The sequence below is a fragment of the Lentzea alba genome, from assembly GCF_011067745.1.
Classification (GTDB): domain Bacteria; phylum Actinomycetota; class Actinomycetes; order Mycobacteriales; family Pseudonocardiaceae; genus Lentzea; species Lentzea alba.
In genome coordinates, this window is the sequence record NZ_JAAMPJ010000004.1 from 260624 (window position 1) to 278504 (window position 17881).

Here is a 17881-nt window from a genome sequence, read left to right on the forward strand (position 1 = left end):
GAAAGGGCTCGTTCGGGCGCGTCCGACGGGTACCTCGGACGCGTGTTTCACCAATTGGAAGGCGCGTAGTCCTTCAGGAAGCACCCGTACAGGTCCTCGCCGGCCTCACCGCGCACGATCGGGTCGTACACCCGCGCGGCGCCGTCGACCAGGTCCAGCGGGGCGTGGAAGCCCTCGTCGGCGAGCCGCATCTTCATCGGGTGCGGGCGCTCGTCGGTGATCCAGCCGGTGTCGACGGCGGTCATCAGGATGCCGTCGGACTGCAGCATCTCCTCGGCGCTCGTGCGCGTCAACATGTTCAGCGCGGCCTTGGCCATGTTCGTGTGCGGGTGCCCGGAACCCTTGTAGGCGCGGGAGAACTGGCCTTCCATCGCGGACACGTTCACCACGTACTTGCGCCGGAACGCGCTCTTCGCCATCGAGGCGCGCAGCCGCGAGATCAGCAGGAACGGCGCCGTGGAGTTGCACAGCTGCACTTCCAGCAGCTCCACCGGGTCGACCTCGTCGACGTTCTGGATCCACGAGTTGGTCGCCGTGGTGTCCGGCACCAGGCCGCCCGCGTCGATGTCCTTGGACCCCGCCATCAGCGCCAGCGTCGTCACCGAGTGCGCCTCGGGGACCGCGGTGCCGGGCAACGCCAGCTGGCCGTGGCCGCCGAACGAGATCAGCTCGGGCCGGCGCGCGTCACCGGTCAGCGCCTCGTGCTCGGCGACGGCCAGCGGCGCGTACGCACCGGCGGAGCGGCGGACGGTCTGGGCGGCGTTGTTGATCAGCACGTCCAACGGGCCGTGCGCGGCCACCTCGTCCGCCAGCGCGAGCACCTGGGCCGGGTCGCGCAGGTCGATGCCCACGATCTTGAGCCGGTCGATCCAGTCGGCGGCGTCGGGCATCGAGGCGAACCGGCGCGCGGCGTCCTTGGGGAACCGGGTGGTGATCGTGGTGTGCGCACCGTCACGCAGCAGCCGCAGCGCGATGTACATGCCGATCTTCGCGCGGCCACCGGTCAGCAGGGCGTTGCGGCCGGTCAGGTCCGTGCGGGCGTCGCGCTTGCCGTGGTTGAACGCGGCACACGAGGGACACAGGTTGTGGTAGAAGGCGTCCACCTCGACGAACCGCTTGCGGCACGTGTAGCAGGACCGCGCGCGCAGCAGCGTGCCCGCCGTGGCGCCGGTGGCGGTCGAGACCAGCGGAAGGCCCTGCGTCTCGTCGTCGATGCGGTCCGGCGACCCGGTGGCGGTCAGCGCGGTGACGGCCCGGTCGTTGGCCACGATGGCGGCCTTGCGCTCGGACTTCCGGAACTTCTTCGCGGCCTTGAAGATCTTCGCGGTGGCCCGGCGGACGCGCACCGCGTCGTCGTGCTCGGCGGGCAGGTCCTCGACCTGGGCAAGCACGCGCAGGCAGACTTCCAGCTCTGCGGGGTCGATCGAGGTCATGAGCAGGCATTTTACGGGTTGAGGGGTGGTGGTCCGATGACCGGGCCCGAACTGCTGGTGCTGTGGGACATCGACAACACGCTGATCTCGGCGCGCGGCTTCGGCAAGCTGATGTACCGGCAGGCGTTCCTGGACGCGTTCGGGAGGGACCTGAACGGCCCGGTCGACCTCGGCGGACGCACCGAACTGGACGTCATCGCGGAGATCCTCCGTCAGCACGACATCGAACACACGCAGGAGGCGTCCCAGCTGCTGGCCAACGCCCTCGCGAACTCCTTCGAGACGCGCCGCGCGGACCTGCCCGGCCACGCCGAGGTGCTGCCAGGAGCCCTGAAGGCGCTCGAACACTTCGCCGCCGACCCGCGCGTCCACCAGGGCGTGCTGACCGCGAACCTGAAGAGCGTCGCGCGGATCAAGCTGGAGGCGTTCGGGCTCGCCCACCTCGTCGACTGGGAGGTGAGCGCGTTCGGCGACGACCACGCGGACCGCGCCGCGCTCGTGACGTTCGCCCGCGACCGCGCGCGACACCTCCGGCTCTTCACACCGGACGAGGTCGTGCTCGTCGGCGACACCCCGCACGACGTCTACGCGGCCACCACGGCGGGTGTGCGGCTCGTGGCCGTCGCCACCGGGCGAAGCAGCGAGCAGGACCTCCGCGACGCCGGGGCCGAGATCGTCCTGCCGGGCCTGAGCGACCTCGACGAGCTGACCAGGCAGGTGTGGAAGGGCGTCGCGCAGGGAAACCGCACGCCATGAACCCCGAAGCACCTGAAGCGGACGTGCAGGAGCAGCAGCAGGAGGTCGTTCCGCACGAGCCTGTCGAGACGGCGGAGACGCCGTTGGAGGCGAACGAGGCGGACGCCTTCGAACAACGCCAGGAAGTCCCGCTCGACGAAGAGGATGAGGTCTAACGGGCTCTGGTCCTCCATCGATCACGGCGTTATGGTGCGCGGCATGCCCACAGCAGGCGGCCCGACAGTCAAACGGCTGTCCCAGCCGGACGCCGACATCAAACCGAAGGCCCTCGGCTTGCCCCGAGGTCGCGCGGTGATCTCGGTCTTCGGCTCCACGGAAGACATCGAGACGGATCTCGCCGCGAAGTTGTTGCCGGTGCTCAGATCCGTCGTGGTGACCGCGGCCCGCAACGGCGCGGTGTTCGTCACCGAAGGCACCGACAGAGGCGTTGTCCACTTGCTGGGCATGGCTTTGCAGGCGTGCGAGCAACGCTGGCCCGTCGTCATCGGTGTCGCCCCCAGCAGCAAGGTGCACGACCTCACCGAAACCTCCACCAACGGTCAGATCGCGCTGGAACCCAACCACAGCGTCGCCGTCATCGTCCCCGGTTCGGAGTGGACGGACGCGACACCGGTGCTGTTCCGCACGATCGACGCCGTCCGGCACAAGAAGCCGGTGATCGCGCTCGTCGTCGGAGGCGAGAGCGAGAGGGAGGTCGTCGACCACCTCAGCGGCGACAACCCGTTGCTGGTGCTCGCCGGCACCGGAGGCCTCGCGGACCGCATCGCGACCGGTGACCTCACCGGCGACCTCGCGGTGCTGGTGCGCAGCGGCAAGATCTTCATCGTCCACGTCGACGAGGGCGCCGGCAAAGCCGTCACCGCGCTGGAACGGTTGCTGGGCAAGGAGAAGCCCGTCAAGCCGCCGCGGATCTGGCCCAAGGTCCGGTACCGCGCGCCGGAAGCGCGGCCGCTCGTCGACCCCGGCTTCGTCGTCGCGTACCCGGCGCTCGCCGACGCCATCCACGACGCCAACCAGGTCGTCGCACCGGCGTTCCAGGAACTCGACGCGCAGGCCGAGGTCGAGCAGAACCGCTACCGGCTCACCGCGGTGCTGGCGATCGCGGGCGGGCTGACCACCACGGTGTGCGCCGCGCTGCAGATCTGGCTCAAGGACACGCCGTGGCCGGGGGTGCTCGTCGTGGCCGGTGGCGCGTTCGCCGCGGCCATCACGATCGTGGCCCGCAAGCGCGAGTCGCTCGACAAGTACCTGACCGCCCGCTCCCGCGCGGAACGCCTGCGGGCGCTGTACTTCGCCCACCTCGCCGCCCCGGCACCGGCCTCCGAGGAGGCGCGGCTGGACCGGGTGGCGGATCTGGAGGCCGCGGTGAGCGACCGCAAGCACGAGGTGGTGCGGACATGAGCACGTCGACCGAGAAGGAAGCCGTCGTGAACGAGGTCGCGGAAAAGCCGGCCGCACCGGCACCCGCACCCGCGCCGGTGCCGGTGAAGCAGCGCGAGGGCCAGTTCGTGGAAGCCTATCTGCGCCACCGCTTCCAGGACCGGCTCGACCACTTCGAACGCGGCCGCAAGCGGTATTCCGCGGCGCGCACGTGGACGGTCGCGATCGCCGCGGCCCTCTTCATCGCCGCCGCTGCCGCCGCGGCCGTGGGCATGGCGGACGGGCCGCGCCGGGCCATGTGGGGTTTCGCCGCAACGACTTTGGCCGCGCTGGCCACCGCGGTGTCGCTTTACGAGGCCACGTTCGGATTCCGCCGCCTGGCGCGGGAAAGTGCCACTACTTCCGTTGCGCTGCAACGGCTCGCGGTGGACGGTCCCACGCCGGACGATGTGGACGGTGAAAGGCTGGTTGCATTTGTGACCGAAGTGGAGTCGGTGCTGCGATACGGCCGGTGAAGCCGAAATTCCGGTGACAATTCGATCAAGATCTTGTCTGGAAAACGCTTTCTGCATTGCGGAGGCTGTTGCACTCTCCGTGGGTGGATGATTACAGAAAGCACTAGATCTGGCGTTTCGGGCACCCACTTGTCATGATGACCACATCCCCCGATGCGGAAGCAGGCAAGACATGACTTGGGCGCGTCCCGCGATCGCCGAGCCTGAAACCGGCACCTTCGCCGAGGCCAAGGCTCTGGAAAAGGAGCACAGCACGATTCAGAACAGCAAGGCGGCACGCACCGTGGCCTGTCACGCCACGAACGCGCTCGACTGCGCTGACCTGCTCGAGATGCTGGGACTCAACGCTGCGGAGGGCAAGGTCCGGGTGTAACCCCGCGACTGGATCCACCACTCGGCCACCAGCAGGTTCACCACGAACGACAGCCAGTTCGCGGTGGCGAAGATGAGCAGCCCGTCCCCGTCGGGCACGAGTGCGCCGAGCAGCAAGCCCCAAAGGCGACCCGTCACGGCGGCGCCGGTGAGTGCGAAACCGCGGATCATCCAGATGCGGTGTTCGCCGAACTGGCGCCGCCGTGCGGTTTTCAGCCCGTAGACCGCGCTGACGAACCACAGCACGGACAGCACCGTCAGCGGCCCCGACGTGGCCAGTCCGTACAGCGACAGCTGGGCGCAGATGATGCCGAGCAACGACGACGGCAACACGGCGGCGAAGTACACGCGACCCATGATCCGGTGGACCCGCGGATGCCTTCTGCGCAGTCCCGGCCAGAACTGCGAGACACCCGCCAGGACCGCGACCGTTCCGGTGAAGATGTGCGCGACAAGCAGGCCGTAATGGACCGAACCACGTAACTCCGGCCGCGCCTGACTCATGTCCAAAGTCACGTAGGCGCTCGCCGCGAAGATCGTTATCGCGATGCAGACCATCCCGGACACCGCCAACCAGGCGACGTACCCCCTCGAAGTTTTCATGCTTCAAGCCTGTCAACGACTTCACCCGTACGCGCTGGTGTGTGCCCCCGAGCGAGCGGTGGGGCGCGCCCTACTGGGATGATGTGGCTCATGCGGACGGTCGAGATCTCCGAAGAGCCGATCAGGCTAGGACAGTTCCTCAAGCTGGCTCAGCTCGCGGAGGACGGCGGGCACGCGAAGGAGCTCATCGAGGACGGGGAAGTCCACGTCAACGGCGCTGTCGAGGTGCGGCGCGGCGCACAGTTGCGCGCAGGGGACGTTGTGGTTGTCAACGGTGACGAGGTTCGCATTTCCGTTCGGCCGTAGCTCATTACTCCGTTCAGCGGTAAGTACATGCACAATCGCAGTCGATCGGTCTAGGGCCTGAAGACCTCTTCTGAACGATTCCGCCGCGCCATACGTAACCTTTATGTCCCTTGTGGACACGCGGAATCGTCTTGCGTCGCCACGGTTTCAAGACGGTGAGACCTGGATCACGTCCGGTATTCGCGCTTCGGGGAAACTTTTTTCCAGAGCCTGTAACGCGGATGCCGGACGGGGCGAATCACCGGTTGCGAGCTTCGGCGGCCGAGCCTGAATGTGGGCCTTGCCGGAGATCGAAGATTCAAGGTCCTCGGGGTGACCTGCGTACGTGCACGTCCGGAATCGCCGCTGAGCCGGGGAGATCAGAACGATGAGTGAGCAGGTCCGCGCTGCCCGTGACGTCAACGGGCTGCGCTCCACGCTCAATCCTCTGTCGGAACACAGACAGACGCACCCACCTGTTGCCCGCTGGGAGAGCCGCTACCGCTATGCCGTGATCACCGCCGATGTGCTGACCATTGTCCTGGTCGTCATCGCCATCGGTGCCGTCATGAGCATGCGACATGCCGCTTTCGGCCCGCTTTCCCTTGCCCTGCTCGACATACTCACAGTAGTTGTCGTCGTCGGTTCGCTCGCGATCAACCGCGTGTGGACGCCGACGGTTCTCGGTCAAGGTGCCGAGGAGTTCCGAAGACTCGGCCGGGGTTTGTTCGGTGCCGTCGTGGCGCTCGGCCTCGGAGCGCTCGCCGTCGACATCCCCGGCGCCCGCCTGTGGATCTTCGTCGTAGTCCCCGCGATCGCCCTGGTCGCGTTCCCCATGCGTTACCTCCTGCGCCGCCCGCTGCACCGCGGCCGCAGTGAAGGCCGTTTCCTGCTCTCCGTCCTCGCCGCCGGCAACCTGGACACCGTCGAGGACCTCATCAGCCGCACGCGCCGCGTCGCCCACCTGGGCTGGCGCGTGGACGCGATCTGCACGATCGACGGCCGCGGCCGCTCCGGTACCGAGGTCGACGGCGTGCCCGTCGTCGGCCAGCTCCGCGAGCTCGCCGAGCACGTCCGCCGCGGTGGCTACCGCATCGTCGCCGTCACGCCCGACGCCTACTGGACACCTCGCCGTCTCCAGCAGCTCGCGTGGGCGTTGGAGGGCTCCGGTGCCGAGATGGTCGTGTCGCCCGGCCTCATGGAGGTCGCCGGCCCCCGTCTGCACATGAGCGCCGTGCTCGGCATGCCGTTGCTGCGGGTGAGCGAACCTGCTCTGAGCGGCTTCCGCCGCCTGGTCAAGGAGGTCGTCGACCGCGTCGGCGCGTTCGTCCTCCTGCTCCTGCTCGCACCACTGATGTTCGCCGTCGCGGCCTTCGTGATGATCGACAGCCGCGGTCCCGTCTTCTACCGCCAGAAGCGGGTCGGCAAGGGCGGCGCGCCGTTCACGATCATCAAGTTCCGCACGATGGTCACCAACGCCGACGCGTTGCGCGCCAGGCTGGCAGGCGCCAACGAAGGCCACGGCCTGCTGTTCAAGATGAAGAAGGACCCCCGCATCACCAAGGTCGGCACGTTCCTGCGCCGGTACTCGATCGACGAGCTGCCCCAGCTGTTCAACGTCCTCGCGGGCAGCATGTCGCTCGTGGGCCCGCGCCCGCCGCTGCCGGAGGAGACCGCGAAGTACTCCTCGGACGTGCGGCGCCGCCTGCTGGTGAAGCCCGGTCTGACCGGTTTGTGGCAGGTGAGCGGCCGGAGCGATCTCTCGTGGGAGGAGTCGATCCGCCTCGACCTGCGCTATGTCGAGGACTGGTCGCTCGCCCTCGACCTCGTGATCATGTGGAAGACCTTCCGGGCCGTCTTCGGCGGCCAGGGGGCCTACTGATGGAGAAGACTCCTGTGATTGGCATTGCCGTCATCGGTGCGGGCTACTGGGGGCCGAACCTGGTTCGCAACGCCCAGGCCACGCCCGAACTCAGACTCAGATACCTGTGCGACCTCGACGTTTCACGTGCTCAGCGCGTGCTCGGCGAGTACTCGACCGTCCGCGCGACCGCATCGCTGGACGAGGTCCTCGCCGACCCCGAGGTGCACGCCGTCGCGATCGCCACCCCCGCCGCCACCCACCTGCCCGTCGCCCTGGCGGCACTGGAGGCCGGCAAGCACGTCCTGGTGGAGAAGCCGCTCGCGGCCAACTTCGAGGACGGCCGCAAGCTCGTCGAGACCGCCGAACAGCGCGGCCTCACCCTGATGCTGGACCACACGTTCGCGTACACCTCGTCCGTGCAGCACCTGCGCAAGATCATCCGCGGTGGTGAGCTCGGCGACATCCAGTACATCGACTCGGTGCGGATCAACCTGGGTCTGGTGCAGCCGGACGTGGACGTGCTGTGGGACCTCGCCCCGCACGACCTGTCGATCTTCGAGGCGATCCTGCCCGATGACGTGTACCCGGTCGAGGTCGCGGCGCACGGCTCCGACCCGATCGGCGCGGGCGTCGCGTGCGTCGGTCACCTCACGGTCCGGCTGTCCAACGGGGCGATCACGCACGTGCACGTCAACTGGCTGTCGCCGACCAAGATCCGCACGATGGTCATCGGCGGTTCGCAGCGCACGGTGGTGTGGGACGACAACAACCCGTCCCAGCGGCTGTCCATCTACGACCGGGGCGTCGACCACTCCAAGGAACAGCGCACGATCTCCTACCGCACGGGCGACATGGTCGCGCCGGCGTTGCTGGAGCGCGAGGCGCTGCGCACGATGATGGCCGAGTTCGCGGCGTCCATCACCGAGAAGCGCCCGCCCCTGACCGACGGCCGCGCGGGTCTGCGCGTGCTGGCGGTGCTGGAGGCGGCCTCGGAGTCGTTGCGCACCGGTGGGGTTTTCGTTCCTGTTCAACAAGTTGAAGGCAAGGTTTCTTGATGTCGGCCCAGAAGGAATTGGCCCAGCCGATCACCGGCCAGCGCGCGCTCGTCACCGGTGGTGCGGGCACGATCGGCTCCTCGGTGGTGGACCAGCTCGTCGAGGCCGGCGCGGCCGAGGTCGTCGTGCTGGACAACTTCGTGCGCGGCCGCCGGGAGAACCTGGCCGGCGCCCTGGAGTCCGGTGTCGTTCGCATCGTCGAAGGCGACATCAACGACAAGGCGCTCGTGCGGGAGCTGACCGAGGGCAAGGACCTCGTCTTCCACCTCGCCGCGATTCGCATCACGCAGTGCGCCGAGGAACCGCGCCTCGCGCTGGAGTGCCTGGTCGACGGCACGTTCACGATCCTGGAGGCCGCCGCGGCCGCCGGGGTGAAGAAGGTCATCGCGTCGTCGTCGGCGTCGATCTACGGGCTCGCGGAGTCGTTCCCCACCAACGAACGGCACCACCCGTACAACAACGACACCTTCTACGGCGCCGCGAAGGCGTTCAACGAGGGCATGCTGCGCAGCTTCAAGGCCATGTACGACCTCGACTACGTGGCGCTGCGCTACTTCAACGTGTACGGCCCGCGGATGGACGTGCACGGCCTGTACACCGAGGTGCTCATCCGCTGGATGGAGCGCATCGTCGACGGCAAGTCGCCGCTCATCTTCGGTGACGGTGCCCAGACGATGGACTTCGTGCACGTGCACGACATCGCCCGCGCGAACATCCTCGCCGCGAAGGCGCCGGTCACGGACACGGTGTACAACATCGCGTCTTCCAAGGAGACCTCGCTCAAGGAGCTCGCCCTCGCGCTCCTCGCCGCGATGGACTCCGACCTGCCGCTGGAGCACGGCCCCGAGCGCAAGGTGAACGGCGTGACGCGCCGGCTCGCCGACATCAGCCTCGCGGCCACCGAGCTCGGGTGGAAGCCCGAGATCGGGATGGACGGCGGACTGCGCGACCTCGTCGCGTGGTGGCGTGCCGAGAAGGCCGCCGCGGAGTCCGCCTGACATCGCCAGACCGCGGCTGCGGCCGCCGCCGACACCCCCAGGTCGGCCGCGCCCCCAGCCGCACCCAGTAAAAGCGTCTGCAAGTACCACCAACCCAACATCAACAAGCACTTTCCTACTACCAACCTGTTCGTCCGCCGTCGAACAGGTTGGTAGTAGGTAGCGGCGGTTTGATCATGGGTTGGTGGTACTTGCAGACGCCGAGACCGCCAGTGAAGAGGTAGAGCTGTGATTCCGGTTATGCGGCCGTTGCTCGGTGAGGAAGAAGCGCTCGCCGCCGCCGAGGCCGTCCGGTCCGGCTGGGTCGCGCAGGGCCCGCGGGTCCGCGAGTTCGAGGAGAAGTTCGCGGCGTCCGTCGGAGCCGGGCACGGTGTCGCCGTGTCGTCCTGCACCACGGGGCTGCATCTCGCGGTGCACCTGCTCGGCATCGGGCCCGGTGACGAGGTCGTGGTGCCGTCGCTGTCGTTCATCGCGACCGCCAACGCCGTCCGCTACACCGGCGCGACCCCCGTGTTCGCCGACGTCGAGGCGGAGACCGGCAACCTCAGCGCGTCCACAGTGGAACCGGTTCTCACCGAACGAACTCGCGCGGTCATGGTGGTGCACCAGGCCGGCGTGCCCGCGGACGTCGACGCGCTCAAGGCGTTGTGCGAACCGCGCGGCATCGTCGTGATCGAGGACGCGGCCTGCGCCGCCGGCTCCACCTACCGGGGCAAGCCGGTCGGCACCAACGCACTGCTGGCCGCCTGGTCGTTCCACCCGCGCAAGCTCCTCACCACCGGTGAGGGCGGCATGGTCACAACGGACGACGCCGACTGGGCCGTTCGGCTCAAGCGGTTGCGAGAGCACGGGATGAGCGTCTCCGCGGCGGATCGCCACAACGGTGGTTCGGCCGTCATCGAGCAGTACCTGGAGACGGCATTCAATTATCGGATGACCGACATCCAGGCCGCGGTCGGTTTGGTGCAGTTGTCCAAATTGGACGCGATCATCGCTCGTCGCCGGGAGTTGGCCGCGCGCTACCACGAGTTGCTCGACGGCTCCGGCGTCACCGCGGTTCGTGACCCGGAGTACGGCACGACTAACTACCAGTCGTTCTGGGTCTGGCTGCCCGAAGGTGCGCCGGACCGCCAGGAAATCCTTGCGGGCCTTGCCGAACGCGGAGTGTCGGCACGGCGCGGAATCATGGCGTCACACCTCGAACCCGCCTACGAGGGTCACCCCAGCTCCCCGCTGCCGGTGACGGAGGCCTTCACGGCCCGGACGCTGATTCTCCCGCTGTTCCACGACATGACCGAGTCCGAACAGGACACCGTCGTGTCAGCGTTGTCGGAAACTCTCCACACATCCCATCTGACCGTCCGTGGTTGAAAAGTAAAGATTCAGGTTGCACCGGAACATTTTTGTGTTGACACGTAACAGTTTTCCCGAGATCGCCGACGTTCGGAGTAGCAGCCCTGTGCTGTCCAGCGTAGTGCTCGGATCACACACGGTAACTTCCGTTCGAGAGGTGAAACCCAATGGTGGCTCAGCAGTCGCGTCTCGTGCGGGTGCTTGTGATCACGGCATTAGTCGCATCCACATTGTTCGTGCTGGGGGTCTTCAACGCCCCCAACGCCAACGCCGCTCCGTGTGACTTCCCGGTCACCAACAAGGTCGCCTGCGAGAACACGCAGCCCGGCGCGGACAACTGGCAGGCCCAGTACCGCGACGACGCGATCCTCGGGTACACAACGGACATCAGCTACAACGTGGGACAGACCGTCAGCTTCAAGATGCTGACGTCCGCCTCCTCGTACAAGCTCGACATCTACCGGATGGGTTGGTACAACGGCAAGGGCGCCCGGTACATGGGCACGGTCAACCGGAACACACCGCAGAACCAGCCACCATGTCTGCGGGACGCGCCGACCGCGCTCATCGACTGCGGCAACTGGGCCGTGTCGGTCACCTGGAACATCCCGTCCACCGCGGTCTCCGGCATCTACTACGTGCGCATGACGCGCAACGACACCGGTGCCGAGAACGAGATGGCGTTCGTCGTCCGCGACGACAGCTCGCAGTCGAAGGTGTTCTTCCAGACCTCCGACGCCACCTGGGTCGCCTACAACCGTTACGGCGGCAACAGCCTCTACTTCGGTGACGGTCCCGGCCAGGGCGGCAGCTCGTACAAGGTCAGCTACAACCGCCCCTACACCGGTGGCGACGGCGACGAGAACTTCATCTTCAACGCCGAGTACCCGATGTTGAGGTTCCTGGAACGCAACGGGTACGACCTGAGCTACACGACCGATGTGGACTCCGCGCGGCGCGGCCACCTGATCAAGAACCACAAGGTCTTCATGGCCGTCGGCCACGACGAGTACTGGTCGAACGAGCAGATGGCGAACGTGCTGGCGGCCCGGGACGCGGGCGTGCACATGGCGTTCCTGACCGGCAACGAGATCTTCTGGAAGACCCGCTACGAGAAGAGCATCGACTCCTCGCAGACGGACTGGCGCACCATCGCCTGCTTCAAGGAGACCAAGGGAACCCAGAACGACGGCCTGAGCGACTGGACCGGCACCTGGCGCGACCCGCGCTACAGCCCGCCGCAGGACGGCGGCAGGCCGGAGAACGCGTTGCTGGGCAACATGTTCACCGTCAACGGACGCCGTGACGACTCGCTGCAGGTGCCGGCCGCGTACGGCAAGATGCGGCTCTGGCGCAACACCGACCTGCCGAACCTGGCGTCCGGCAGCACGTACACCTTCCAGCCCGGCACCCTGGGCTACGAGTGGAACACCGTGTACGACAACGGCTTCCAGCCCGCCGGCGTCGCGCAGATGTCGCGCACCACGGTCAACCTCGACGGTTACTACGGACTGAAGAACTACGGCGACGAGTACGGCAGCGGGCCCGAGACCCACGCGATCACCTACTACCGCGCGCCTTCCGGTGCGTTGGTGTTCGGCGCGGGAACAGTGCAGTGGGCGTGGGGCGTGGACGACGAACACGCGTTCCTCACCAACACCCCGACCTCGGACAAGCGGATCAAGCAGGCGACCGTCAACTTCCTCGCGGACATGGGCGTGCAGCCCTACCAGCTGTGGGCGGCCGACCAGCTCGTGATCTCCGGCGCCATCAACGACAACGCGGCGCCCGGCGTGCAGATCACGACCCTGCCGGCGCAGTCCACGGTCGGCCAGCCCTACACCTTCAGCGGCACGGCGATCGACGCGTCCGGCCGCGTGGCGGGCGTCGAGGTCTCCACCGACGGCGGCACCCGCTGGCACTACGCCAACTGGCAGGCCGGTCAGACGACGTGGAGCTACACCTACACGCCGTCGCAGTCCGGGGCCGCGGCACTGCGGGTCCGCGCGGTCGACGACTCGCTGAACCTGTCCACGCCCGTGCAGGCCGCGCCGAACGTGGCCGCCCGCACCTGCCCGTGCGGCATGTTCTCCGGCCAGGAGGTCCCGAAGGTCGCCTCCGCCGACGACAGCTCGCAGCTCGAGCTCGGCGTGAAGTGGAGGGCCGCGAGCAACGGGTACGTCCGCGGCGTGAAGTTCTACAAGGGCACCGGCAACACCGGCACCCACACCGGTTCGCTGTGGGCGGCCAACGGCGACCTGCTCGCCACCGGCACGTTCACCAACGAGTCGCCGACGGGCTGGCAGACGCTGCTCTTCCCGTCACCGATCGCGGTGAACGCGAACACCACCTACGTGGTGTCGTACTTCACGCCGACCGGCCACTTCGCGTACGACACCGGCGGGTTCTTCAACCAGCAGGCGTACATGGAACCGGTCACCGGCCTGAAGTCCGGTGTGGACGGACCGAACGGCGTGTTCCGCTTCGGCGCCGGCTTCCCGAACAACAGCTTCGACAACACCAACTACTGGGTCGACGTGGTGTGGGCGACGGACCCCGGTCCCGACACCCGCGCGCCGATCCAGACCGCGATGTCCCCGGTGTCCAACGCCGGCTCGGTCGCGCTGAACACCACGGTGTCCGGCACGTTCGACGAGAACGTCACGCTGAGCTCGGCGCAGGTGACGGTCACCGGCCCCTCCGGCGCGGTCACCGGCACGAAGACGATCTCGAACGACGCCCGCACGATCACCTTCACGCCGTCCACACCGCTCGCGGCCGCGACGGCCTACACGGTGACGATGAAGGCGGCCGACGCGTCGAACAACATGTCGTCGCAGGCGAACTGGACGTTCACGACCGGCTCGCCGCGACCGGCGACCTGCCCGTGCACGATCTGGGACGACTTCGCGGCCCCCGCCGTGATCGACGCGGGTGACACCACCCAGGTCGAGCTCGGCACCAAGGTCCGCTTCGACGGCAAGGGCGAGGTGCTCGGCGTCCGCTTCTACAAGGGCAGCGGCAACACCGGCACGCACACCGGCTCGCTGTGGACCTCCACGGGCCAGCTGCTGGCCCAGGGCACGTTCACCGCTGAAACCACGTCCGGCTGGCAGAAGCTGATGTTCGCCTCGCCGGTCCAGGTGCAGGCGAACACGACCTACGTCGTGTCGTACTACGCCCCGAACGGTCGTTACTCCGTGAGTTCCGGCTACTTCAACGGCCAGGGCGCGGACTACCAGTCGCTGCACGCGTTGCAGAACGGTGTGGACGGCGGCAACGGCGTCTACCGCTACGGCAGTGGCGGCGGGTTCCCGACCTCGTCGTACAACGCGACGAACTACTGGGTCGACGTCATCTACCGCAACGGCCTGAACGGTGACACCACGCCGCCGTCGATCACGAACCGCACGCCGGCCGTGGACGCGACGAACGTGGGTCTGCAGAGCACGCTGACGGCAACGTTCAGCGAACCGGTCGACCCCGCGTCGGCGCAGATCTGGCTGACGGACCCGAAGGGCGGCAAGCTCTCCGGCTCGGTGTCGTTGTCCGGTGATCAGAAGACGGTCACGTGGACGCCGTCCGGCAAGCTCGTGCCCGGCACGCGCTACCAGGCGCGCGTGGGCATCGCGGACGTCAACGGCATCGCGATGCCGACGCCCGCGGAGTGGGGCTTCACCACCACGACCACGGCGACCTGTCCGTGTTCGCTGTTCAGCACCGCGACCGTGCCCGCGGTGACGTCGTCCGACGACACCGGCGCGTACGAGCTCGGGGTCCGGTTCAGCCCGACCCAGTCCGGCCAGATCACCGGTGTCCGCTTCTACAAGGGCACGGGCAACACCGGCACGCACACGGGTTCGGTGTGGAACGCCTCCGGTCAGCGGCTCGCGACTGGCACGTTCTCCGGTGAGACCGCGAGCGGCTGGCAGACGCTGACGTTCGCGCAACCGCTGATCGTCAGCGCCGGGCAGACCTACACCGCGTCGTACACGACCACCACCGGCCATTACGCGGTGAACGGCGGGTACTTCTCGACCGGTGCGGTGAACTCGGGTCCGCTGACGGCACCGCAGGAGCAGAACGGCGTGTTCCAGCCGGGCTCCGGGTTCCCGACGATGACCTACGGCTCCGGCAACTACTGGGTCGACGTGGTCTACCAGCCCAACGCCGACAACGTGGCACCGGTGCTGCAGTCGCACACCCCGCTGTCCGGAGCGTCCGAAGTGGACCTGACGTCCGCGGTCACCGCGTCGTTCGACGAGGCCGTTGACCTGAACGGCGCCCAGTTCACCGTCACCGACCCCGGTGGCGCGAAGATCGCCGGCACGCTGGCGCTCTCGCCGGACAGCAGGATGGTCACGTTCACGCCGGCCGCCAGGTTCGCCGCGTCCACCGCGTACTCGGTGAGCGTCAAGATGTCCGACACGTTCGGCAACATGATGGCGAACCCCGTCACCTGGTCGTTCACCTCGGCGACGACGCAAACCTGTCCGTGTTCGTTGTTCAGCGCGGCGACCGTTCCGACGGTAACTTCGGCTGATGACAACGGTGCGTACGAGCTGGGCGTGAAGTTCACGTCCACGGCCAACGGCCAGATCACCGGTGTGAAGTTCTACAAGGGCGCCGGCAACACCGGCACCCACACTGGATCGCTCTGGTCGGCGGACGGTCAGCGCCTTGCGACCGGCACGTTCTCCGGTGAGACGGAGTCGGGCTGGCAGACGTTGACGTTCTCCTCGCCGGTGTCGATCACGGCCGGGACCACGTACGTGGCCTCGTACACGACCACCACGGGTCATTACGCGGTGAACGCCGGCTACTTCGGCTCGGTGACCTCGCCGCCGCTGGGCGCCACGGCGTCGGCCGGTGTGTTCACCGCCGGGTCCGGGTTCCCGACCTCGACCTACAACGGTGGCAACTACTGGGTGGATGTGGTGTTCCAGTGACGTTGGTGATGTGCCAGTGACCCCTCGGCCACTGCTGTTCGTCGGAGCAGGTGGACTCGCCCGCGAGACTCTCGCGGCGGTCCGCCTCCTCCCGGAGACGTGGAAGCCTCTCGGGGCGCTCGACGACTCCACCGCCCTGCACGGCACCCTGATCGACGGGGTGCCCGTGCTGGGCGGGCTCGCCACTCTGGCTGATCACCCGGAAGCGGCCGTCGTGATGTGCATCGCGAACGCACGACGGCCGTTGTCCCGGCTGGCCTTGGCTCGGCGGTTGGACCTGCCGGACGAGCGATGGGCGACCATCATTCATCCGGCGGCTGTTACGTCCGGCGCAACTGTTGGCGCCGGCACGGTTCTGCTCGCGGGTGTCGTGATCACGACCCCGCTGTCCGTTGGAAAGCACGTGGTGGCCATGCCGCACGTGCTGATCACCCACGACGACGAGGTGTCGGACGGCGTCACGTTCGCCGGCCGCGCCTCGCTCGGGGGTTCGGTGCACGTCGGGGAGAGCGCGTACCTGGGCCAAGGCTCGTCGGTGCGCGAGGGGTGCAAGATCGGCGCCGGTGCCGTGGTCGGCATGGGAGCCGTTGTCCTGCAGGACGTTCCGGCAGGAGAGACGTGGGCCGGCGTGCCGGCCCGCCCGTTGCGTGGGGAGAGCGCGTGATCGAGATTCCGCTGGTGGACCTGCGTGCCCAGCACGAGCAGGTGGCCGAAGAGGTGGCCGACGGCTGGGCAGAGGTGCTCAAGACGACAGCCTTCATCAACGGCCCCCAGGTCGCCCGGTTCGAGTCGGAATTCGCTGCCTACCAAGAAGTTCCGCACGCCATCGGGGTCGCCAACGGCACCGACGCCATCGAACTGGCGCTGCGTGCACTGGGCGTCGGCCACGGCGACGAGGTCGTCCTGCCCGCCAACACCTTCATCGCCACCGCCGAGGCCGTCGCCCGGTGCGGCGCGACGCCGGTGTTGGTCGACTGCGTGGACGACACGCTGCTGATCGACGTCTCTGCGGTGTCCTCTGTGGTCACTTCGCGCACCAAGGCCGTGGTGCCGGTTCATTTGTACGGCCAGGCCGCGCCGGTCGAGCTGCTGCCTCTCGGCCTGCCGGTCGTCGAGGACGCCGCCCAGGCCCAGGGCGCACGCCGCAACGGCGTCGCGGTCGGTGGCCTCGGCGTGGCCGCCGCGACCTCGTTCTACCCCGGCAAGAACCTTGGCGCGTACGGCGACGGCGGCGCGGTGCTGACGACGTCCGACTCGATCGCCGAGTCGCTTCGGCTGCTGCGCGAGCACGGTTCGCCGCGCAAGTACGAGCACCCGGTGCTGGGCTTCAACAGCCGCCTCGACACGCTGCAGGCCGTGGTGCTGTCCGCGAAGCTGCGCCAGCTGGAGGGCTGGAACCAGGCCCGCCGCGCCGCCGCGTCGCGTTACTCCGAGATGCTCGCCGACGTCGAACGCGTGCGGGTGCCGGTGGTTTTGGACGGCAACCTGCCCGTGTGGCACCTCTACGTCGTGCGCGTGCCGGACCGCGACCGCGTGTTGTCTTCGTTGCACGCCGCGGGCATCGGTGCCGGCATCCACTACCCGACGCCGCTGCACAAGACCGGCGCGTTCGCACACCTCGACGGCTCGTACCCGGTAGCCGAGTCGTCGGCCGCGGAACTGCTCTCGCTGCCGCTGTTCCCGGAGATCACCGAGGCGCAGCAGGCCCGCGTCGTCGAGGCGCTGACGGAGGCGCTGCGATGACTGGCGTTCGCGTGCACCCGCACGGCCTGTGCGAGTCCGACGACGTAGGCGACGGCACGCGCGTGTGGGCGTTCGCGCACGTGCTGCCGGGCGCCCGCATCGGCCGTGACTGCAACATCTGCGACGGCGCGTTCATCGAGTCGCGCGCGGTGCTGGGCAACAACGTGACGGTCAAGAACGGCACGTTGGTCTTCGACGGCGTGACGTGCGAGGACGACGTGTTCCTCGGCCCGAACGTCCTGTTCACCAACGACCTGCGCCCCCGCGCGCACGTCAAGAAGACCGGCGACGCCCTCGAAACCACCCTCGTCCGCCGCGGCGCCACGCTGGGCGCCGGCACGATCGTGGTGTGCGGCACCGAGATCGGCGAGCACGCGTTCGCCGCCGCCGGCTCGGTGATCACCCGCTCGGTGCCCGCGCACGCCTTCGTGGCGGGCAACCCGGCCGTGGTGAAGGGCTGGGTCTGCGCGTGCGGCGCGCGGCTCTCAGGTGATCTGTCGTGCGTCGAGTGCGGTGCCCGGCACGAGGAGACGTCGGACGGTCTGAAGGCCCTCTGAACTCGGTCCCGTCGTAGT

The 17881-nt window shown here is 68.0% G+C and carries 15 protein-coding genes; 13 read left to right on the forward strand and 2 right to left on the reverse strand.

Features of this window, described 5'->3' with window-relative positions:
- Window positions 1-47: 47 nt before the first annotated feature.
- Window positions 48-1433 (reverse strand): SDR family oxidoreductase, encoded by a 1386-nt coding sequence (locus G7043_RS16890; RefSeq protein ID WP_166046620.1) that lies wholly within the window; start codon window positions 1431-1433, stop codon window positions 48-50.
- A 36-nt stretch (window positions 1434-1469) separates the two neighbouring features.
- On the opposite strand from G7043_RS16890, the gene G7043_RS16895 reads away from it, so the two are divergent.
- The 4 genes from G7043_RS16895 to G7043_RS16910 are packed head-to-tail and all read left to right on the forward strand — an operon-like array spanning window position 1470 to window position 4084.
- Entirely contained in the window at window positions 1470-2189 is a 720-nt protein-coding gene (locus tag G7043_RS16895; RefSeq protein ID WP_166046621.1) for an HAD family hydrolase, read from the forward strand.
- Window positions 2186-2344 (forward strand): hypothetical protein, encoded by a 159-nt coding sequence (locus tag G7043_RS16900; protein WP_166046622.1) that lies wholly within the window; start codon window positions 2186-2188, stop codon window positions 2342-2344. The genes G7043_RS16895 and G7043_RS16900 overlap by 4 nt, the downstream gene beginning before the upstream one ends.
- A gap of 43 nt (window positions 2345-2387) precedes the next feature.
- A complete protein-coding gene (locus G7043_RS16905; protein ID WP_166046623.1) occupies window positions 2388-3590 on the forward strand; it encodes a hypothetical protein in 1203 nt (400 codons plus the stop codon).
- Window positions 3587-4084 (forward strand): SLATT domain-containing protein, encoded by a 498-nt coding sequence (locus G7043_RS16910; protein WP_166046624.1) that lies wholly within the window; start codon window positions 3587-3589, stop codon window positions 4082-4084. The genes G7043_RS16905 and G7043_RS16910 overlap by 4 nt, the downstream gene beginning before the upstream one ends.
- Window positions 4085-4375: 291 nt before the next feature.
- Here G7043_RS16910 and G7043_RS16915 read toward each other — a convergent pair whose 3' ends face one another.
- Window positions 4376-5059 carry a DUF2306 domain-containing protein gene (locus tag G7043_RS16915; RefSeq protein ID WP_166046625.1) on the reverse strand — a complete coding sequence of 228 codons (684 nt, stop codon included), beginning with the start codon at window positions 5057-5059 and terminating at the stop codon, window positions 4376-4378.
- A 90-nt stretch (window positions 5060-5149) separates the two neighbouring features.
- Between G7043_RS16915 and G7043_RS16920 the strand changes: the two genes are divergently transcribed.
- The 9 genes from G7043_RS16920 to G7043_RS16960 all read left to right on the forward strand — a co-directional run bounded on the left by G7043_RS16920 (window position 5150) and on the right by G7043_RS16960 (window position 17863).
- The gene (locus tag G7043_RS16920; RefSeq protein WP_086665009.1) at window positions 5150-5365 is read left to right on the forward strand and encodes an RNA-binding S4 domain-containing protein; all 216 of its coding nucleotides are present in this window, start codon (window positions 5150-5152) and stop codon (window positions 5363-5365) included.
- A gap of 367 nt (window positions 5366-5732) precedes the next feature.
- Entirely contained in the window at window positions 5733-7226 is a 1494-nt protein-coding gene (locus tag G7043_RS16925) for a sugar transferase (RefSeq protein WP_166046626.1), read from the forward strand.
- 14 nt (window positions 7227-7240) lie between these two features.
- Complete coding sequence (locus tag G7043_RS16930; protein ID WP_313887919.1) at window positions 7241-8263, forward strand: Gfo/Idh/MocA family protein; 1023 nt, start codon at window positions 7241-7243, stop codon at window positions 8261-8263.
- Window positions 8263-9261 (forward strand): NAD-dependent epimerase/dehydratase family protein, encoded by a 999-nt coding sequence (locus G7043_RS16935; RefSeq protein ID WP_166046628.1) that lies wholly within the window; start codon window positions 8263-8265, stop codon window positions 9259-9261. Before G7043_RS16930 ends, G7043_RS16935 begins: the two co-directional genes overlap by 1 nt.
- A gap of 228 nt (window positions 9262-9489) precedes the next feature.
- Window positions 9490-10632, forward strand: a complete 1143-nt coding sequence (locus tag G7043_RS16940; RefSeq protein WP_313887920.1) for a DegT/DnrJ/EryC1/StrS family aminotransferase — start codon at window positions 9490-9492, stop codon at window positions 10630-10632.
- 149 nt (window positions 10633-10781) lie between these two features.
- Window positions 10782-15563, forward strand: a complete 4782-nt coding sequence (locus G7043_RS16945) for a DUF4082 domain-containing protein (protein WP_166046629.1) — start codon at window positions 10782-10784, stop codon at window positions 15561-15563.
- Between the two features lie 16 nt (window positions 15564-15579).
- Entirely contained in the window at window positions 15580-16227 is a 648-nt protein-coding gene (locus G7043_RS16950) for a NeuD/PglB/VioB family sugar acetyltransferase (protein WP_166046630.1), read from the forward strand.
- The gene (locus G7043_RS16955) at window positions 16224-17306 is read left to right on the forward strand and encodes a DegT/DnrJ/EryC1/StrS family aminotransferase (RefSeq protein WP_166046631.1); all 1083 of its coding nucleotides are present in this window, start codon (window positions 16224-16226) and stop codon (window positions 17304-17306) included. The genes G7043_RS16950 and G7043_RS16955 overlap by 4 nt, the downstream gene beginning before the upstream one ends.
- Window positions 17303-17863 carry an acyltransferase gene (locus G7043_RS16960; RefSeq protein WP_166046632.1) on the forward strand — a complete coding sequence of 187 codons (561 nt, stop codon included), beginning with the start codon at window positions 17303-17305 and terminating at the stop codon, window positions 17861-17863. The genes G7043_RS16955 and G7043_RS16960 overlap by 4 nt, the downstream gene beginning before the upstream one ends.
- Window positions 17864-17881: the final 18 nt, after the last annotated feature.

Excerpts from the sequence above, each read along its gene's own strand:
- G7043_RS16945 (WP_166046629.1), top strand. The coding sequence starts at position 10,782 with ATGGTGGCTCAGCAGTCGCGTCTCGTGCGGGTGCTTGTGATCACGGCA.
- G7043_RS16925 (WP_166046626.1), top strand. The coding sequence starts at position 5,733 with ATGAGTGAGCAGGTCCGCGCTGCCCGTGACGTCAACGGGCTGCGCTCC.
- G7043_RS16890 (WP_166046620.1), bottom strand. The coding sequence starts at position 1,433 with ATGACCTCGATCGACCCCGCAGAGCTGGAAGTCTGCCTGCGCGTGCTT.
- G7043_RS16920 (WP_086665009.1), top strand. The coding sequence starts at position 5,150 with ATGCGGACGGTCGAGATCTCCGAAGAGCCGATCAGGCTAGGACAGTTC.
- G7043_RS16910 (WP_166046624.1), top strand. The coding sequence starts at position 3,587 with ATGAGCACGTCGACCGAGAAGGAAGCCGTCGTGAACGAGGTCGCGGAA.
- G7043_RS16915 (WP_166046625.1), bottom strand. The coding sequence starts at position 5,059 with ATGAAAACTTCGAGGGGGTACGTCGCCTGGTTGGCGGTGTCCGGGATG.
- G7043_RS16900 (WP_166046622.1), top strand. The coding sequence starts at position 2,186 with ATGAACCCCGAAGCACCTGAAGCGGACGTGCAGGAGCAGCAGCAGGAG.
- G7043_RS16905 (WP_166046623.1), top strand. The coding sequence starts at position 2,388 with ATGCCCACAGCAGGCGGCCCGACAGTCAAACGGCTGTCCCAGCCGGAC.
- G7043_RS16960 (WP_166046632.1), top strand. The coding sequence starts at position 17,303 with ATGACTGGCGTTCGCGTGCACCCGCACGGCCTGTGCGAGTCCGACGAC.
- G7043_RS16895 (WP_166046621.1), top strand. The coding sequence starts at position 1,470 with ATGACCGGGCCCGAACTGCTGGTGCTGTGGGACATCGACAACACGCTG.
- G7043_RS16935 (WP_166046628.1), top strand. The coding sequence starts at position 8,263 with ATGTCGGCCCAGAAGGAATTGGCCCAGCCGATCACCGGCCAGCGCGCG.